The sequence below is a fragment of the Weizmannia sp. CD-2023 genome, from assembly GCF_036225245.1.
Classification (GTDB): Bacteria; Bacillota; Bacilli; order Bacillales; family Bacillaceae_C; genus Weizmannia; species Weizmannia faecalis.
Window position 1 is genome coordinate 31,084 of sequence record NZ_JARTJQ010000047.1, and the last position, 16,349, is coordinate 47,432.

A 16,349-nucleotide genomic window follows, 5' to 3' on the forward strand; every position below is an offset into this window, starting at 1 on the left:
TGCATCAAACTTGAAAAGTTTTTTACCGTCAGGACATGGCCGAAAAGCCGGCCGGTTAAAACTTCCAAAGGTGGTTTCCATCCAACGTGATTGCGGCTCTCATGAATTCACCAAGTCGTTCACGTTTAACCCAGTTGGCTCAGCAATTGATCGATATCCGCAAAAACTTGATGAATATCCTGCTGGCCGTTTACATTCCGCAAATAGCCTTTTTCCTCATAAAAGTCCAGTAGCGGCCGGGTTTGTTTTATATTGACATCGAGCCGGTTCCCGACAGTTTCTGCGTTGTCGTCCGCCCGTTGGTACAGCGGGCCGCCGCATTTGTCGCAAACGCCCTCCGTTTTTGGCGGATTAAACACGAGATGGTAAGTCGCACCGCAATGTTCACAGATTCTCCGGCCGGTCAGCCGCTCTGTCAGAATCTCCCGGTCCACCTCAATATTGATGACATAGTCAAGCTGTTTGCCAAGGCTGCTTAAAATATTTTCCAAAGCTTCTGCCTGGGCAACCGTCCGCGGGAAACCGTCAAGCAGGAAGCCATTTTTGCAGTCATCCTTGCTTAACCGTTCGCGCACGATCCCGATCGTTACTTCGTCAGGGACCAGTTCGCCTTTGTCCATAAAGGACTTGGCTTTAAGCCCCAGCTCCGTTTCTTCCTTTATTGCCGCCCGGAACATGTCTCCGGTGGAAATGTGAGGAATGGCATACTTATCAATGATTTTTTCGGCTTGAGTCCCTTTACCGGCTCCGGGAAGGCCCATTAACACTAGATTCATCGTACAGCCCCCTTATTCCTGACATGGTCTCAAAAAAACGAAACCATTTTTATTTGATAAAGCCTCTGTAATGGCGTTTAACAAGCTGTGCTTCCAGTTGCAGCATCGTTTCAAGCGCAACCCCGATCACAACGAGCAGGCTTGTGCCGCCGATTCTGGCGGAAGCCGGGAGCCCGATGACATTCGTGAAAATGACAGGCAGAATGGCAATCACAGCAAGAAAGATCGAACCGACAAATGTCAGCCGGTATAAAACCGAAGTGACATATTGCTGTGTGTTTTTGCCCGGGCGAATCCCCGGAATATAGCCGCCTTGTTTTTTTAAATTGTCGGCAAGCTGCTCCGGATTGACTTGTACGAATGCATAGAAATACGAGAAAGCGATAATCAATGCCACATAAATCAAAGCTCCGACCGGTTTTGTATAATCAAAAATATACTGGATGGTGCTCGCCACACTGCTGGAACCGAAAAACGAAGCGATCGTCTGCGGCGCAATAATGAACGAAATCGCAAAGATAACCGGAATGACCCCGGCGGCATTGACCTTTAAAGGCAAATGCGTTGATTGCCTGCCGGTTGTTGCCCTGCCGGAAATGTGCTGGGCATACTGGACCGGTATCTTTCTCGATGCCTGCTGGAAATAGATGACTCCGACCACAATGGCCAGAATGATTAATGCAAGAAAAGCCAGCAAAACAATCTTCAAAAACAGCTGGGAACCGGCATTTTCAATTTGCTGTGCGTAAATCTGGTTGATGGCTGTCGGAATCCCGGCGATGATGCCGGCCATAATCAAAATGGAAATCCCGTTTCCAACACCTTTGGCCGTAATTTGTTCGCCGAGCCACATTAAAAATGTGGTGCCGGCTGTCAGCGTAAGTGCGATAATCAAATACGTCCAAAAACCGGACTTCGTAATCAGTGCCCCCTGCGCCAAATTATTAAAGCCATATGACATGCCGAAGCCTTCAATCAAAGCCAGGATAACCGTAAAATAGCGTGTAAACTCATTCAGCTTACGACGCCCCACTTCACCCTGTTTTGCCCACTCGGCAAACTTCGGCACAACATCCATTTGCAAGAGCTGCACGATAATGGAAGATGTGATATATGGCATAATGCCCATTGCAAAAATGGAAAAGTTCCTCAGCGCACCGCCCCCAAAAGTGTTTAGAAAACCGACTAAACCGTTTTGGGTGGAGGCATCCAAAACGGAAGCATCCACATAAGGAACAGGAATAAAGGCCCCTATGCGGAATACGACCAGCATGAGGAGGGTGAAAATAATTTTATTTCTTATCTCACCCACACGCATAAAATTGGCGATTGTCTTGAACATTAAATCACCTCGGCTGTACCGCCGGCAGCTTCTATGGCTTCTTTGGCAGCAGAGGAGAATTTATGTGCTTTTACGGTCAATTTTTTCTCAAGTTTGCCGTTTGCAAGCACTTTTACACCCGATTTTTCCTTGCTGATCACACCTGTTTCCAATAAAAGGGCAGGCGTTACTTCCGTGCCGTCTTCAAAACGGTTTAAAACGTCAAGGTTCACAATGGCATACTCTTTACGGTTAATGTTCGTAAAACCACGTTTTGGCAAACGGCGGAACAACGGGGTTTGACCGCCTTCAAAACCGAGGCGTACACCGCCGCCGGAACGAGCGTTTTGACCTTTGTGCCCTTTGCCGGCTGTTTTTCCGTTGCCGGAACCAATACCACGACCGACACGGTTGCGTTTTTTACGGGATCCTTCTGCAGGTTTTAATTCATGAAGTTTCATGGTTGCACCTCCTTATCTTAAAATCGAAAATTATTGTTCCGATACGGAAACAAGATGGGACACTTTATTGATCATGCCGCGAATTGCAGCATTGTCTTCTTTCTCAACAGTCTGGTTGACTTTGCGCAGGCCGAGCGCTTTTACCGTTTCGCGCTGATCCTGCGGGCGGCCGATGACACTGCGGGTGAGGGTGATTTTCAATTTTGCCATGAGCGTTCCCTCCTTAACCTAATAATTCTTCGACAGATTTATTGCGCAGTTTCGCAACTTCATCCGCACGCTTCAATTGTTTAATGCCGTCCATTGTAGCACGGATCATGTTAATCGGTGTGTTTGAACCAAGCGACTTGGACGTAATATCCGCAATACCCGCAAGTTCAAGGATCGCACGGACAGGGCCGCCGGCGATAACACCGGTACCAGGGGAACCCGGTTTCAGCAAGATTTTGCCTGCACCGAAGTGGCCAACAACTTCGTGCGGAATTGTTGTACCCGCAATCGGTACCTCAACAAGATTTTTCTTCGCATCTTCAACAGCTTTACGAATCGCATCCGGCACTTCCTGCGCTTTACCGGTCCCAAATCCGACATGGCCATTCCGGTCGCCGACAACGACAAGTGCGGAAAAGCGGAAACGGCGTCCCCCTTTCACTACTTTGGCAACGCGGTTAATCGTAACAACACGTTCTTCTAACTCAAGTTTATTTGGGTCAATACGTAGCATATAAAATTTCCCCTCCTTTTTGATTAAAATTGTAATCCGTTCTCACGGGCTGCATCGGCAAGCGCTTTGATACGGCCATGATAGAGATATCCGCCGCGGTCAAAAACAACTTCTTTGATACCTTTTTCCACTGCGCGCTTTGCAATCAATTCGCCCACCTTTTGTGCAGCTTCCACATTTCCGGTTGACTCAAGGCTCAACTCTTTATCGAGCGTGGAAGCGCTGGCCAGTGTGACGCCATTTACATCATCAATCAATTGGGCATAAATGTTTTTGTTGGAACGATAGATATTCAGGCGCGGACGTTCAGCCGTTCCGCTTAATTTTGCGCGGACGCGTGCATGCCTTTTTTTGCGTACTTGATTTTTATCCGGCTTCGTGATCATTGAATTCACTCCTTTCTCATCCTAGGCGGCATTATTTACCGGTTTTACCTTCTTTTCTGCGTACATATTCGCCTTCGTAACGAATCCCTTTGCCTTTATAAGGTTCAGGCGGGCGGACGTCGCGGATGTTGGCGGCAAATGCGCCGACGCGTTCTTTGCTTACGCCTTTTACGACAATTTTTGTATTGGAAGGCACTTCGACTTCCAGGCCTTCTTCCGGTTCAAATTCAACAGGATGGGAGTAGCCGACGTTCAATACGAGTTTTTTGCCTTGTTTTTGGGCGCGGTATCCAACCCCAACCAGTTCCAAAGATTTTTCAAAGCCTTTCGACACCCCTTCCACCATGTTTGCGAGCAGTGCGCGGGTCGTTCCGTGCAAAGCGCGGTGGTTTTTGCTGTCTGAAGGGCGTGTTACGTGAATGATATTGTCTTCTACGGCAATGTTAATATCAGGGTTGAAGCTGCGGGTCAGCTCACCTTTAGGCCCTTTAACCGTAACTGTATCTCCGTTAATGGTTACCGTAACGCCGGATGGAATTTCAACCGGTTTTTTTCCTATACGTGACATAATTTACACCTCCGTTCAACGTCAAATAATTACCAAACGTATGCTAAAATTTCTCCGCCGACATTGTTTTTCCGTGCTTCTTTGTCGGTTAAAACGCCCTGAGAAGTAGAAACAATTGCGATGCCAAGTCCGTTCAGCACTTTCGGCACTTCACCTGCTTTTGCGTATACGCGCAGGCCCGGTTTGCTGATACGCTTGATCCCTGTAATGACGCGTTCGTTGTTTGCGCCGTATTTCAGGAAGATCCGGATAATCCCTTGTTTGTTATCCTCGATATATTCAACATCACGCACGAAACCTTCACGTTTTAAAATCTCGGCGATCTCTCTCTTAATCTTGGAAGCCGGGACTTCCAATTTTTCATGACGCACTGTATTTGCATTACGGATACGCGTAAGCAAATCTGCAATCGGATCAGTCATGACCATTTCTTTTACCTCCTTCCCAAATTCGGGTTTTACCAGCTGGCTTTTTTCACGCCAGGAATTTGACCTTTATATGCAAGTTCGCGGAAACAAATACGGCAAAGTTTAAATTTACGAATGACGGAATGCGGCCGGCCGCATCGTTCGCACCGCGTATAAGCCTGAACTTTATACTTCGGTTCACGTTTTTGTTTCGCAATCATTGATTTTTTAGCCACGTTTTCGCCTCCCTTTTTAGCGTCCGCTTTATTTTTGGAATGGCATTCCGAGCAGGCCTAACAGTTCACGTGATTCTTCGTCCGTGTTCGCAGTGGTGACAATGACGATGTCCATCCCGCGCACTTTGCTGACTTTGTCGTAATCAATTTCAGGGAAGATCAGTTGCTCTTTAATGCCGAGTGTGTAGTTTCCGCGGCCGTCAAACGATTTTTTCGATACGCCGTGGAAGTCGCGCACACGCGGAAGCGAAACTGAAATCAGTTTATCGAGGAATTCGTACATGCGCTCGCCGCGAAGCGTTACTTTTGCGCCAATCGGCATCCCTTCACGAAGGCGGAAACCTGCGATTGATTTTTTCGCTCTTGTCACAACCGGTCTTTGGCCGGAAATCAATGTTAATTCTTCTACTGCATTGTCGAGCATTTTTGCGTTTTGAACAGCATCACCAACACCCATGTTGATCACGATCTTTTCAACTTTAGGCACTTGCATAACGGATGTATATTGAAACTTGCTTGTTAAAGCAGGAATAACTTCTTTTTCGTATTTTTCTTTTAGGCGGTTCATGTCGCTTACCTCCCTTCTTCTTCAGGCTTTTTCTTAATTTCCTTAAGCACGCTTAGAACTTCACCGGATTTTTTTGCTACACGCACTTTTTTGTCGTTCCTTATTTCATATCCGACACGTGTCGGCTCATTTGTTTTCGGGTCAATCGGCATCACATTTGACACGTGAATGGGCGCTTCCATGTCGAGAATACCGCCCTGAGGGTTTGCCTGGGAAGGTTTTGCGTGTTTTTTGACAACGTTCACGCCTTCCACAATCACACGGTTTTTTTTCGGATATACCGCAAGGATCGTCCCGGTCTTGCCTTTATCTTTGCCGGAGATCACCATTACCTTGTCACCTTTTTTGACATGCATTACAATCGCACCTCCTTGATTGTCACAAACTATATCGATTAAAGTACTTCCGGAGCCAGTGATACGATTTTCATGAAATTGTTGTTGCGCAGTTCGCGTGCAACCGGCCCGAAAATACGCGTGCCGCGAGGGCTCTTGTCGTCACGGATAATGACGCATGCATTTTCATCGAAACGGATATAAGAACCATCGCTGCGGCGCACTCCGCTCTTTGTACGGACCACAACAGCTTTCACCACATCGCCTTTTTTAACAACGCCTCCAGGTGTTGCTTGTTTTACCGTAGCAACGATGACATCTCCGATATTCGCAATTTTTCGGCCGGATCCGCCTAATACTTTAATCGTTAAAACTTCACGTGCACCTGAGTTGTCAGCTACTTTTAAACGGGTTTCTTGTTGGATCATCCTCGTTTACCTCCCTTCGGAATCAACCGTATCCGAACTGATACAAATTAGATAATGACTGCTTTTTCAACGATTTCCACCAGGCGGAAACGTTTTGTAGCAGATAACGGGCGTGTTTCCATGATTCTTACGATATCGCCGACTTTGGCTTCGTTATTTTCATCATGTGCCTTGAATTTTTTCGAGTATTTTACGCGTTTGCCGTACAGAGAATGTTTTTTGTAAGTTTCTACAAGAACAGTAACGGTTTTATCCATTTTGTCGGATACGACACGGCCGGTGTATACTTTGCGTTGGTTGCGTTCACTCATGTATCGCGAACCTCCTCCCATTATCGGTTGTTAATTCCAATTTCTCTTTCACGAATGACGGTTTTCATGCGGGCAATCGATTTACGAACTTCACGAATGCGGGCAGTGTTCTCTAATTGTCCAGTCGCAAGCTGGAAGCGAAGGTTGAACAGCTCTTCCTTCAGCGACTTTACTTTTTGTTCAATTTCGGCAGTGGTTAAGTCACGAATTTCTTTAGCTTTCATTAGATTCACCACCAATTTCTTCACGTTTTACGAACTTGCATTTAATCGGCAGCTTGTGGGACGCAAGGCGTAAAGCTTCGCGTGCAACTTCTTCAGGAACACCGGCAATTTCAAACAAAATCTTGCCCGGTTTCACAACAGCCACCCAGCCCTCAGGCGCACCTTTACCGGAACCCATCCGGACTTCAAGCGGTTTTGCTGTATATGGTTTATGAGGGAAAATTTTTATCCATACTTTACCGCCACGTTTCATATAACGTGTCATCGCAATACGGGCAGCTTCGATTTGGCGGTTTGTAATCCAGGAAGCTTCCAAAGCCTGCAAACCATATTCGCCAAATGCAACTTCAGTGCCGCCTTTTGCACGGCCGCGCATTTTTCCGCGGTGTTCACGGCGGTATTTTACACGTTTAGGCATCAACATGATCAGTTTCCCCCTTCCTCGGTTTTTTTCTTAGCAGGAAGGATTTCCCCACGGTAAATCCAAACTTTTACGCCCAGTTTTCCGTAAGTTGTATCTGCTTCAGCATGTGCATAGTCAATATCCGCACGAAGCGTATGAAGCGGAACTGTACCTTCGCTGTAATGTTCTGCACGGGCAATATCCGCACCGCCCAAACGTCCTGAAACCTGCGTCCGGATTCCTTTTGCACCGGCACGCATGGCGCGTTGAATCGCCTGCTTTTGCGCACGGCGGAAAGAAACGCGGTTTTCCAGCTGGCGGGCAATGTTTTCCGCAACAAGTTTTGCATCAATATCTGCTTTTTTAACTTCGACAATGTTAATGTGGACTCTTTTTCCTGTTAAAGCATTCAGCGCTTTACGCAATGCTTCTACTTCCGAACCGCCTTTACCGATCACCATGCCCGGTTTTGCCGTACGGATTGTAATGTTGACACGGTTTGCAGCACGTTCAATTTCCACGCCAGAAACAGAAGCATCCGCAAGGCGCTTTGCGATATATTCACGAATTTTAATGTCTTCGTGCAATAGATCGGCGTAATCTTTTTCTGCGTACCATTTCGATTCCCAGTCACGAATCACTCCGATTCGCAAACCGATAGGATTTACTTTTTGACCCACCAATTATCCCTCCTTTTGATCTGATACTACAATCGTAATATGGCTCGTGCGTTTGTTGATCTGGCTTGCGCGTCCCATTGCACGCGGCCGGAAACGTTTCATTGTAGGCCCTTCATCGACATAAGCCTTTTCCACAACAAGGTCATTTGCGTCCATATCGTAGTTGTGTTCTGCGTTCGCAATCGCAGAGTTGAGTACTTTTTCAATAACCGGCGAAGCAGCTTTAGGCGTAAATTTCAAAATCGAAAGCGCTTCTCCTACTTGCTTTCCTCGAATTAAATCAATTACCAGGCGTGCCTTACGAGGAGCAATACGGACTGTTTTCGCGACAGCTTTTGCTTGCATTGGAATACCTCCTCCCGTTAGCGTCTTGTCTTCTTATCGTCACCGGCGTGACCTTTGAATGTGCGTGTCGGAGCAAACTCACCGAGCTTATGGCCGACCATATCTTCCGTGATGTATACCGGAACATGTTTACGGCCGTCATAGACAGCGATTGTGTGGCCGACAAATGCAGGGAAAATCGTCGAACGGCGTGACCACGTTTTGATCACTTGCTTCTTGTTGGACTCGTTCAATTTTTCCACTTTCACCATTAAGTGATCGTCAACGAAAGGCCCTTTTTTCAGACTGCGACCCATGAATAGTCCTCCTTCCTGATTAGAGCTACGGTTCAGGCTGCGAACCGTAGTTCAACAGCATTATTTTTTACGGCGCCGTACAATAAATTTATCTGAAGTGTTTTTCTTCTTGCGCGTTTTGTAACCAAGTGTCGGTTTGCCCCATGGTGACATTGGTGATTTGCGTCCGATTGGTGCTTTACCTTCACCACCACCGTGCGGGTGATCATTCGGGTTCATAACAGATCCGCGGACAGTCGGGCGTACACCCATCCAGCGCTTGCGGCCTGCTTTACCGATGTTGACCAGTTCATGCTGTTCGTTGCCAACCTGACCGACCGTTGCGCGGCAAGTTGCAAGAATCATGCGCACTTCGCCGGAATTCAGGCGGACAAGCACATATTTTCCTTCTTTACCAAGCACTTGTGCGGAAGTACCGGCAGAACGGATCAATTGGCCGCCTTTGCCTGGTTTCAATTCGATGTTATGAATGACCGTACCAACAGGAATGTCAGAAAGCGGAAGTGCATTCCCGACTTTAATGTCTGCATCCGGTCCGGACATAATTTCCATGCCGACAGTTAGATTTTTTGGTGCAAGAATGTACCGTTTTTCACCGTCTGCATAGTGAATCAAAGCAATATTAGATGAGCGGTTCGGGTCATACTCGATTGTGGCAACGCGCCCTGGTATACCATCTTTATCGCGTTTGAAGTCGATAATCCGGTACTGGCGCTTATGGCCACCGCCCTGATGACGAACAGTTAATTTCCCCTGGTTGTTGCGGCCTGCTTTTTTCGAAAGCGGAGCAAGCAGTGATTTTTCAGGCTTATCCGTCGTAATCTCCGCAAAATCCAAAGCCGTCATGCCGCGACGCCCGTTAGAGGTTGGTTTGTATTTTTTGATCGCCATTTTTTTCCCTCCTCTTCAAGTTTGATGGATCGTATTTAGACCTCAAAGATTTCAATTTCTTTGCTGTCAGGTGTTAGCGTAACAACTGCTTTGCGGCGCTTGTTTGTATAGCCGGTATAACGGCCCATGCGTTTGAGCTTGCCTTTATAGTTCGCAACATTCACTTTCGCAACTTTGACGCCGAAAATTTCTTCTACAGCATCTTTGATTTCTGTTTTATTCGCTTTGACATCAACTTCAAATGTATATTTCTTATCTGCCGTCAATTCCATTGAACGTTCAGTAATCACGGGGCGCTTCAGAACATCACGTGCATCCATTAACCAAGCACCTCCTCTACTTTTTCAACAGCGGATTTTGTCATGATCAATTGATCATGGTTCACAACATCCAAAACATTTACGCCTGCTGCTTCAACAACCGTAACACCCGGAATGTTGCGTGCGGATAATACCACATTTTCGTTCAATCCGTCTGTGACAACAAGTGCTTTTTTATCCACGGACAAATTTTTCAGGACCGCAATAAAATCTTTTGTTTTTGGCTTATCAAAGTTTAATGCGTCCAGAACCAAGATATTGTTTTCTTGTGCTTTTGACGATAAAGCGGATTTAATCGCAAGACGACGTACTTTTTTCGGCAATTTGTAGCTGTAGCTGCGTGGAACAGGCCCGAAAACCGTACCGCCTCCGCGCCATTGCGGGGCACGAATCGATCCTTGGCGTGCGCGTCCTGTACCTTTTTGCCGCCATGGTTTACGTCCGCCGCCGCGTACTTCAGAACGGCCTTTTACTTTGTGAGTACCTTGGCGGAGCGATGCCCTCTGCATGATGATCGCTTCAAATAAAACATGTTCATTCGGTTCGATGCCGAATACAGCGTCGTTTAATTCCACTTCACCGACTTGGGAACCGTTTTGGTTGTATAGAGCTACTTTTGGCATTCCTGTTTCCTCCTTTCTTTACAATTATTTTGCTTTTACAGCTGCTTTAACTGTAACCAAAGCTTTTCTCGGACCAGGAACGTTACCTTTAATCAAAAGCAGATTGCGTTCTGCATCCACTTTGACGATTTGCAGATTTTGAACGGTAACCCGTTCTCCTCCCATGCGTCCAGGGAGTGCTTTTTGTTTGAAGACGCGGTTTGGCGCAATCGGACCCATTGAACCGGGACGGCGGTGGTAACGCGAACCGTGAGCCATAGGACCGCGGTGTTGTCCGTGGCGTTTAATGACGCCTTGGAATCCTTTTCCTTTTGTAACACCGGTAACATCTACAATGTCACCTTCTGCAAAAATATCTACTTTGACTTCTTGACCAACTTCAAAATCACTTGTGTTTACGCCGCTGAATTCGCGGATGAAGCGCTTAGGTGCCGTATTGGCTTTCGAAACATGCCCTGTTTCCGGTTTGTTTGCCAGGCGTTCCGGTTTGTCGGCAAATCCGAGCTGGATCGCTTCATAGCCGTCCGTTTCAACTGTTTTCTTTTGCAGCACAACGTTTGGTGTTGCTTCAATTACAGTGACAGGAATAAGATCGCCGTTCTCGGCAAAAACTTGGGTCATACCGATTTTTCTTCCTAAGATTCCTTTGGTCATCAGTCACACCTCCTGTTAAATATGTCATGTTTTATCATTAAAGTTTAATTTCAATGTCAACGCCGGATGGCAGATCCAACCGCATCAGTGAATCAACCGTTTGCGGGGTTGGATTTACGATATCAATCAAACGTTTGTGTGTACGCATTTCAAATTGTTCACGAGAATCTTTGTACTTGTGGACAGCACGCAGAATGGTGTAAACGGATTTCTCAGTCGGAAGCGGAATCGGTCCGGAGACGTTTGCACCTGATCTTTTTGCTGTTTCTACAATTTTCTCTGCAGACTGATCCAGAATTCTGTGATCGTATGCTTTTAAGCGAATGCGAATTTTTTGTTTTGCCATTATTTTCCCTCCTTTTTCGCCTATTTGTTAATAGACATTCTCCATGGAAATTTTCCTGGCCCACGCGCCATGGCAAAGCGGCCGGGTGTGCCAGCAACCTCCCACTTCATCGCAGTCAAAGACCAACATCAAACATTATACACAAAAACCGGGTGTAATGCAACATAAACTTTGATATACTGCTGATTTCAGCGACTTTTTTATTATACAGGCCTTGTGGCGCAACATCAAGTTTTGGAAAATATTGCTGCAACCCGGACGCGTAAGCATTGAAAAAGCCCGGCCGGGATAACCTGGCCGGGCTTTTTTTAATAACCGATTAAGCTTCGATAGCGGAAACAGAACCGGCGCCAACTGTACGGCCGCCTTCACGGATCGAGAATTTTGTTCCTTCTTCGATCGCGATAGGGGCAATCAATTCAACGCTCATTTCAACGTTATCACCAGGCATAACCATTTCAACGCCTTCAGGCAGCGTAATAATGCCGGTAACATCCGTTGTACGGAAGTAGAATTGCGGACGGTAGTTAGAGAAGAAAGGAGTGTGACGTCCGCCTTCTTCTTTCGTTAATACGTAAACTTGTGCTTTAAATTTTGTATGCGGTGTAATAGAACCCGGTTTCGCCAAAACTTGACCACGTTGGACTTCTTCACGTGCAATCCCGCGGAGAAGTGCACCGATGTTGTCGCCTGCTTCAGCATAGTCGAGCAGTTTGCGGAACATTTCAACGCCGGTAACCGTTGTTTGTTTTGGTTCGTCGTTCAAACCGATGATTTCAACAACATCGCCGACTTTCAATTGACCGCGTTCTACACGGCCGGTTGCAACGGTACCACGACCGGTGATGGAGAATACGTCTTCAACCGGCATCATGAACGGTTTGTCTGTGTCACGTTGCGGAGTCGGGATGTATTCGTCAACAGCATCCATCAATTCAAGGATTTTTGCTTCGTATTCAGGGTCGCCTTCAAGAGCTTTCAAAGCAGAACCTTTGATAACCGGCACTTCATCGCCAGGGAAGTCGTATTCGGAAAGAAGGTCACGAACTTCCATTTCAACAAGTTCAAGCAATTCTTCGTCGTCCACCATGTCGCATTTGTTCAGGAATACAACAATGTAAGGCACACCAACTTGGCGGGACAACAGGATGTGTTCACGCGTTTGCGGCATTGGGCCGTCAGCAGCGGATACAACCAGAATCGCACCGTCCATTTGTGCAGCACCCGTGATCATGTTTTTCACATAGTCAGCGTGTCCAGGGCAGTCAACGTGTGCGTAGTGGCGTTTTTCCGTTTCATATTCAACGTGTGCAGTGTTGATGGTAATACCACGTTCGCGTTCTTCCGGAGCACCGTCAATTTGGTCATATGCCCTTGCTTCTGCTTTCCCTTGTTTTGCAAGAACAGCAGTAATTGCAGCAGTCAAAGTCGTTTTACCATGGTCAACGTGACCGATTGTTCCAATGTTACAGTGTTCTTTAGAACGGTCAAATTTTTGTTTAGCCATCAGGAAATCCTCCTTAATATTTTGGATTGAGTAAGTATATGGATGCTTTAAAGCTGAAAGGACAGCTTTAAAGCGCTTTGAACCAATCTAGTAAAGTTATACTTCATTGAAGGCAAGAAATCAATTATTCGCCTTTATTTTTTTTGATGATCTCTTCCGCAATAGACTTCGGGACTTCTTCATAATGATCAAATGTCATAGTGAAGACACCGCGTCCTTGCGTGCTGGAACGAAGTGCTGTTGCGTAACCGAACATTTCGGACAATGGAACCATGGCACGGACAACCTGGGCATTTCCGCGTGCTTCCATTCCTTCTACACGACCGCGGCGGGCTGTAACTTGTCCCATGATGTCGCCGAGATATTCTTCCGGAATGACGATTTCCACTTTCATCACAGGTTCGAGCAGGACCGGATCACATTTGGATGCTGCATTCCTTAATGCAAGGGAAGCAGCCACTTTAAACGCCATTTCACTCGAGTCAACATCGTGGTAAGAACCGTCATACAGTTTTGCCTTAATGTCAACGAGCGGATAACCGGCAATTACACCGCGCTGCATGGCATCTTCAAGACCGGATTGAATCGCCGGAATGTATTCGCGCGGAACGACACCGCCGACAATCGCATTTTCAAACTCAAAGCCTTTTCCTTCTTCGTTTGGTGAAAATTCAATCCACACATCCCCGTATTGCCCGCGGCCGCCAGACTGGCGTACGAACTTACCTTGGACTTGTGCCGATTTGCGGAATGTTTCACGATATGCAACTTGTGGCGCACCGATATTGGCTTCGACTTTAAATTCGCGTTTCATCCGGTCGACGATGATATCGAGGTGAAGCTCACCCATTCCTTCGATGATCGTTTGTCCTGTTTCCGGATCCGTATGGGCACGGAAAGTCGGGTCTTCTTCCTGCAGTTTTTGCAGCGCAGTCGTCATTTTATCCTGGTCGGCCTTCGATTTTGGTTCAACCGACAGCTGGATAACCGGTTCTGGAAATTCCATCGATTCAAGGATGACCGGATTGTTATCGTCGCAAAGCGTGTCGCCTGTTGTCGTGTCTTTTAAACCGACAGCAGCAGCAATATCTCCGGCATAAACCTTGTCAATTTCTTTCCGGTGGTTTGCGTGCATCTGCAAAATACGCCCGATGCGTTCGCGTTTGTCCTTTGTCGAGTTTTTGACATAAGAACCGGCGCTTAATGTACCTGAATAAACACGGAAGAATGTCAGTTTACCAACGAACGGGTCTGTCATGACTTTGAAGGCCAAAGCCGCAAATGGCTCATCATCGCTGGAATGCCTGAATACTTCTTCCCCTGTATCCGGAAGCGTCCCCTTGATGGAAGGAACATCCGTCGGCGCAGGCAAATAGTCAACAACCGCATCCAACATTAATTGGACACCTTTGTTTTTAAATGCCGAGCCGCACAGTACCGGGAAGAATTCAACATTACAGGTTGCTTTGCGGATCGCAGCTTTCAGTTCTTCTTTTGAAATCTCTTCTCCGCCAAGATATTTTTCCATAATATCTTCATCAACTTCAGCAACTGCTTCAAGCAGTTTTTCATGATATTCTTCCGCCTGGTCACGGTACTCATCCGGAATTTCGCGTACTTCAATTTTCGTGCCGAGATCATCACCGTAGAAAGTAGCGTTCATTTCAATAAGGTCAATGATCCCTACAAAGTTGTCTTCGGCACCGATCGGCAATTGGACCGGATGCGCATTTGCCTGCAGACGATCATGCAGGGTGCTGACAGAATATAAGAAATCAGCCCCGATTTTATCCATCTTATTGACGAATACAATCCGTGGTACACCGTAAGTCGTTGCCTGGCGCCAAACGGTTTCGGTCTGAGGCTCAACGCCGGACTGGGCATCGAGGACAGCAACCGCACCGTCAAGGACACGAAGGGAGCGTTCAACTTCAACGGTAAAGTCCACGTGTCCCGGGGTGTCAATGATGTTGATGCGGTGGTCATTCCATTGTGCTGTAGTAGCAGCGGAAGTAATCGTAATCCCGCGCTCCTGTTCCTGCTCCATCCAGTCCATTTGAGACGCACCTTCATGCGTTTCGCCGATTTTATGAATACGGCCGGTATAATAAAGGATGCGCTCGGTTGTTGTAGTTTTACCGGCATCGATATGCGCCATGATACCGATGTTACGAGTCTTTTCTAAGGAGAACTCTCTTGGCATCTCGTACTTTCTCCTTCCTTAATAGGTGTAATGTAGGAGTATCGGAATATTACCAGCGATAATGCGCGAACGCTCTGTTTGCTTCCGCCATTTTATGCGTATCTTCGCGTTTTTTCACGGCAGCGCCTGTATTGTTGGCCGCATCCATGATTTCGTTCGCCAGTCGTTCTTCCATTGTTTTTTCTCCGCGGAGGCGGGCATAATTGACCAGCCAGCGAAGCCCTAAAGTTGTCCGGCGTTCCGGGCGCACCTCAACCGGCACCTGATAGTTTGCACCGCCGACACGGCGAGCTCTTACTTCAAGTACAGGCATAATGTTTTTTAATGCCTGGTCAAAAACTTCCATTGGATCTTTGCCAGTGCGTTCACGAATAATATCAAAGGAAGAATACAGGATCGTCTGGGCTTTCCCTCTCTTGCCGTCGATCATCATTTTGTTGATTAAACGTGTGACCAGTTTCGAATTGTAAATCGGATCCGGTAATACGTCGCGTTTTGCGACAGGTCCTTTACGTGGCATAAATGATCCTCCTTTCAAGTATGGTTATCGTTCTTATTATTTCTTTTCTTTCGGTTTTTTCGTCCCGTATTTGGAACGGCCTTGTTTCCGGTTGTCAACACCGGCAGTGTCAAGTGCGCCGCGCACGATGTGGTAACGTACACCAGGCAGGTCTTTTACACGTCCACCGCGGATTAAAACAACGCTGTGTTCCTGCAGGTTATGGCCGATACCAGGAATATAAGCCGTTACTTCAATCCCGTTTGTTAAACGGACACGGGCATATTTACGAAGCGCCGAGTTCGGTTTCTTCGGCGTCATCGTCCCAACACGCGTACATACACCGCGTTTTTGGGGTGAAGAAAGATCGGTATTGATTTTTTTGAAACTGTTATAGCCTTTATTCAGCGCAGGTGACTTAGATTTCTCGATTTTTGATTTACGAGGTTTGCGCACCAATTGGTTAATAGTAGGCATCTGTTTTTCCTCCCTTCGAACAATTTAAGTCCACACATCCAGGTGGTTCATTTAATGGCAAAAACAAATTTTTGCGGTTTCTCCCGCAAAAAGTGTTTAATAAATAAGTGCAACAGCTGCAGCTCCGACTTCAATGCCGCACACTTTTCCAAGTTGTTTTTTCGACTCGGCATACGTAACCGGCACATTGAATTGTTCGGCAACGGAAATGACTTTGCCCGTAATATTCGGATCAGCATCTCTGGCAACGAGCAGTTCATCCACATTTCCGGACTTTATCGCTTTCGCTGTTTGTTTTGTCCCTACAACAATTCTTTTCGCCTGATTTACTTTTTCATAAGACATCGCAATATCCTCCAA

At 46.8% G+C, this 16,349-nt stretch carries 28 protein-coding genes; all 28 read right to left on the minus strand.

Annotated elements, in window-relative coordinates; all coding sequences use genetic code 11:
• Positions 1-125: 125 nt before the first annotated feature.
• The 28 genes from P9687_RS06590 to P9687_RS06725 all read right to left on the minus strand — a co-directional run bounded on the left by P9687_RS06590 (position 126) and on the right by P9687_RS06725 (position 16,334).
• Positions 126-776 (minus strand): adenylate kinase, encoded by a 651-nt coding sequence (locus tag P9687_RS06590; protein ID WP_035189293.1) that lies wholly within the window; start codon positions 774-776, stop codon positions 126-128.
• Between the two features lie 49 nt (positions 777-825).
• Complete coding sequence (gene secY, locus P9687_RS06595; protein WP_179234124.1) at positions 826-2,118, minus strand: preprotein translocase subunit SecY; 1,293 nt, start codon at positions 2,116-2,118, stop codon at positions 826-828.
• On the minus strand, positions 2,118-2,558 hold the full coding sequence (rplO, locus tag P9687_RS06600) for a 50S ribosomal protein L15 (protein WP_013858097.1): 441 nt from the start codon (positions 2,556-2,558) through the stop codon (positions 2,118-2,120). Before rplO ends, secY begins: the two co-directional genes overlap by 1 nt.
• A 30-nt stretch (positions 2,559-2,588) precedes the next feature.
• Positions 2,589-2,768, minus strand: a complete 180-nt coding sequence (rpmD, locus tag P9687_RS06605; protein WP_014096490.1) for a 50S ribosomal protein L30 — start codon at positions 2,766-2,768, stop codon at positions 2,589-2,591.
• Positions 2,769-2,781: 13 nt separating this feature from the next.
• Positions 2,782-3,282, minus strand: a complete 501-nt coding sequence (gene rpsE, locus P9687_RS06610) for a 30S ribosomal protein S5 (RefSeq protein WP_013858095.1) — start codon at positions 3,280-3,282, stop codon at positions 2,782-2,784.
• Between the two features lie 23 nt (positions 3,283-3,305).
• Positions 3,306-3,668: a 50S ribosomal protein L18 gene (gene rplR / locus P9687_RS06615; RefSeq protein WP_013858094.1), complete on the minus strand. Its 363-nt coding sequence runs from the start codon at positions 3,666-3,668 to the stop codon at positions 3,306-3,308.
• A gap of 31 nt (positions 3,669-3,699) precedes the next feature.
• On the minus strand, positions 3,700-4,236 hold the full coding sequence (gene rplF, locus P9687_RS06620) for a 50S ribosomal protein L6 (protein ID WP_017554010.1): 537 nt from the start codon (positions 4,234-4,236) through the stop codon (positions 3,700-3,702).
• A gap of 29 nt (positions 4,237-4,265) precedes the next feature.
• A complete protein-coding gene (rpsH, locus tag P9687_RS06625; protein WP_013858092.1) occupies positions 4,266-4,664 on the minus strand; it encodes a 30S ribosomal protein S8 in 399 nt (132 codons plus the stop codon).
• A gap of 29 nt (positions 4,665-4,693) precedes the next feature.
• A complete protein-coding gene (locus tag P9687_RS06630) occupies positions 4,694-4,879 on the minus strand; it encodes a type Z 30S ribosomal protein S14 (RefSeq protein WP_014096494.1) in 186 nt (61 codons plus the stop codon).
• Between the two features lie 28 nt (positions 4,880-4,907).
• Entirely contained in the window at positions 4,908-5,447 is a 540-nt protein-coding gene (gene rplE, locus P9687_RS06635; protein ID WP_014096495.1) for a 50S ribosomal protein L5, read from the minus strand.
• A gap of 5 nt (positions 5,448-5,452) precedes the next feature.
• Positions 5,453-5,803, minus strand: coding sequence for a 50S ribosomal protein L24 (rplX, locus tag P9687_RS06640; protein ID WP_014096496.1), 351 nt, complete (start codon positions 5,801-5,803; stop codon positions 5,453-5,455).
• A 38-nt stretch (positions 5,804-5,841) separates the two neighbouring features.
• A complete protein-coding gene (gene rplN / locus P9687_RS06645) occupies positions 5,842-6,210 on the minus strand; it encodes a 50S ribosomal protein L14 (RefSeq protein WP_035189290.1) in 369 nt (122 codons plus the stop codon).
• A gap of 47 nt (positions 6,211-6,257) precedes the next feature.
• Positions 6,258-6,521 carry a 30S ribosomal protein S17 gene (gene rpsQ, locus P9687_RS06650; protein WP_013858088.1) on the minus strand — a complete coding sequence of 88 codons (264 nt, stop codon included), beginning with the start codon at positions 6,519-6,521 and terminating at the stop codon, positions 6,258-6,260.
• 20 nt (positions 6,522-6,541) lie between these two features.
• On the minus strand, positions 6,542-6,745 hold the full coding sequence (gene rpmC / locus P9687_RS06655; protein WP_013858087.1) for a 50S ribosomal protein L29: 204 nt from the start codon (positions 6,743-6,745) through the stop codon (positions 6,542-6,544).
• The gene (gene rplP / locus P9687_RS06660) at positions 6,735-7,169 is read right to left on the minus strand and encodes a 50S ribosomal protein L16 (protein WP_013858086.1); all 435 of its coding nucleotides are present in this window, start codon (positions 7,167-7,169) and stop codon (positions 6,735-6,737) included. Before rplP ends, rpmC begins: the two co-directional genes overlap by 11 nt.
• A 2-nt stretch (positions 7,170-7,171) precedes the next feature.
• Positions 7,172-7,828, minus strand: a complete 657-nt coding sequence (rpsC, locus tag P9687_RS06665) for a 30S ribosomal protein S3 (protein ID WP_026104594.1) — start codon at positions 7,826-7,828, stop codon at positions 7,172-7,174.
• Between the two features lie 3 nt (positions 7,829-7,831).
• Entirely contained in the window at positions 7,832-8,173 is a 342-nt protein-coding gene (gene rplV, locus P9687_RS06670) for a 50S ribosomal protein L22 (RefSeq protein WP_035189288.1), read from the minus strand.
• A 17-nt stretch (positions 8,174-8,190) separates the two neighbouring features.
• The gene (gene rpsS / locus P9687_RS06675) at positions 8,191-8,469 is read right to left on the minus strand and encodes a 30S ribosomal protein S19 (protein ID WP_013858083.1); all 279 of its coding nucleotides are present in this window, start codon (positions 8,467-8,469) and stop codon (positions 8,191-8,193) included.
• A 60-nt stretch (positions 8,470-8,529) separates the two neighbouring features.
• Positions 8,530-9,360 carry a 50S ribosomal protein L2 gene (rplB, locus tag P9687_RS06680; protein ID WP_014096497.1) on the minus strand — a complete coding sequence of 277 codons (831 nt, stop codon included), beginning with the start codon at positions 9,358-9,360 and terminating at the stop codon, positions 8,530-8,532.
• 35 nt (positions 9,361-9,395) lie between these two features.
• On the minus strand, positions 9,396-9,680 hold the full coding sequence (gene rplW / locus P9687_RS06685; RefSeq protein WP_014096498.1) for a 50S ribosomal protein L23: 285 nt from the start codon (positions 9,678-9,680) through the stop codon (positions 9,396-9,398).
• The gene (rplD, locus tag P9687_RS06690) at positions 9,680-10,303 is read right to left on the minus strand and encodes a 50S ribosomal protein L4 (RefSeq protein ID WP_035189286.1); all 624 of its coding nucleotides are present in this window, start codon (positions 10,301-10,303) and stop codon (positions 9,680-9,682) included. Before rplD ends, rplW begins: the two co-directional genes overlap by 1 nt.
• A 24-nt stretch (positions 10,304-10,327) precedes the next feature.
• The gene (gene rplC, locus P9687_RS06695; RefSeq protein WP_017551220.1) at positions 10,328-10,957 is read right to left on the minus strand and encodes a 50S ribosomal protein L3; all 630 of its coding nucleotides are present in this window, start codon (positions 10,955-10,957) and stop codon (positions 10,328-10,330) included.
• A gap of 37 nt (positions 10,958-10,994) precedes the next feature.
• Positions 10,995-11,303, minus strand: coding sequence for a 30S ribosomal protein S10 (rpsJ, locus tag P9687_RS06700; RefSeq protein ID WP_013858078.1), 309 nt, complete (start codon positions 11,301-11,303; stop codon positions 10,995-10,997).
• Between the two features lie 319 nt (positions 11,304-11,622).
• The gene (gene tuf, locus P9687_RS06705) at positions 11,623-12,810 is read right to left on the minus strand and encodes an elongation factor Tu (RefSeq protein ID WP_014096502.1); all 1,188 of its coding nucleotides are present in this window, start codon (positions 12,808-12,810) and stop codon (positions 11,623-11,625) included.
• Between the two features lie 124 nt (positions 12,811-12,934).
• Positions 12,935-15,013 carry an elongation factor G gene (fusA, locus tag P9687_RS06710; RefSeq protein ID WP_026684118.1) on the minus strand — a complete coding sequence of 693 codons (2,079 nt, stop codon included), beginning with the start codon at positions 15,011-15,013 and terminating at the stop codon, positions 12,935-12,937.
• Positions 15,014-15,062: 49 nt separating this feature from the next.
• Positions 15,063-15,533 (minus strand): 30S ribosomal protein S7, encoded by a 471-nt coding sequence (rpsG, locus tag P9687_RS06715; protein ID WP_013858074.1) that lies wholly within the window; start codon positions 15,531-15,533, stop codon positions 15,063-15,065.
• 36 nt (positions 15,534-15,569) lie between these two features.
• Positions 15,570-15,989: a 30S ribosomal protein S12 gene (rpsL, locus tag P9687_RS06720; RefSeq protein WP_014096504.1), complete on the minus strand. Its 420-nt coding sequence runs from the start codon at positions 15,987-15,989 to the stop codon at positions 15,570-15,572.
• Between the two features lie 96 nt (positions 15,990-16,085).
• On the minus strand, positions 16,086-16,334 hold the full coding sequence (locus tag P9687_RS06725; RefSeq protein ID WP_014096505.1) for a 50S ribosomal protein L7ae-like protein: 249 nt from the start codon (positions 16,332-16,334) through the stop codon (positions 16,086-16,088).
• Positions 16,335-16,349: the final 15 nt, after the last annotated feature.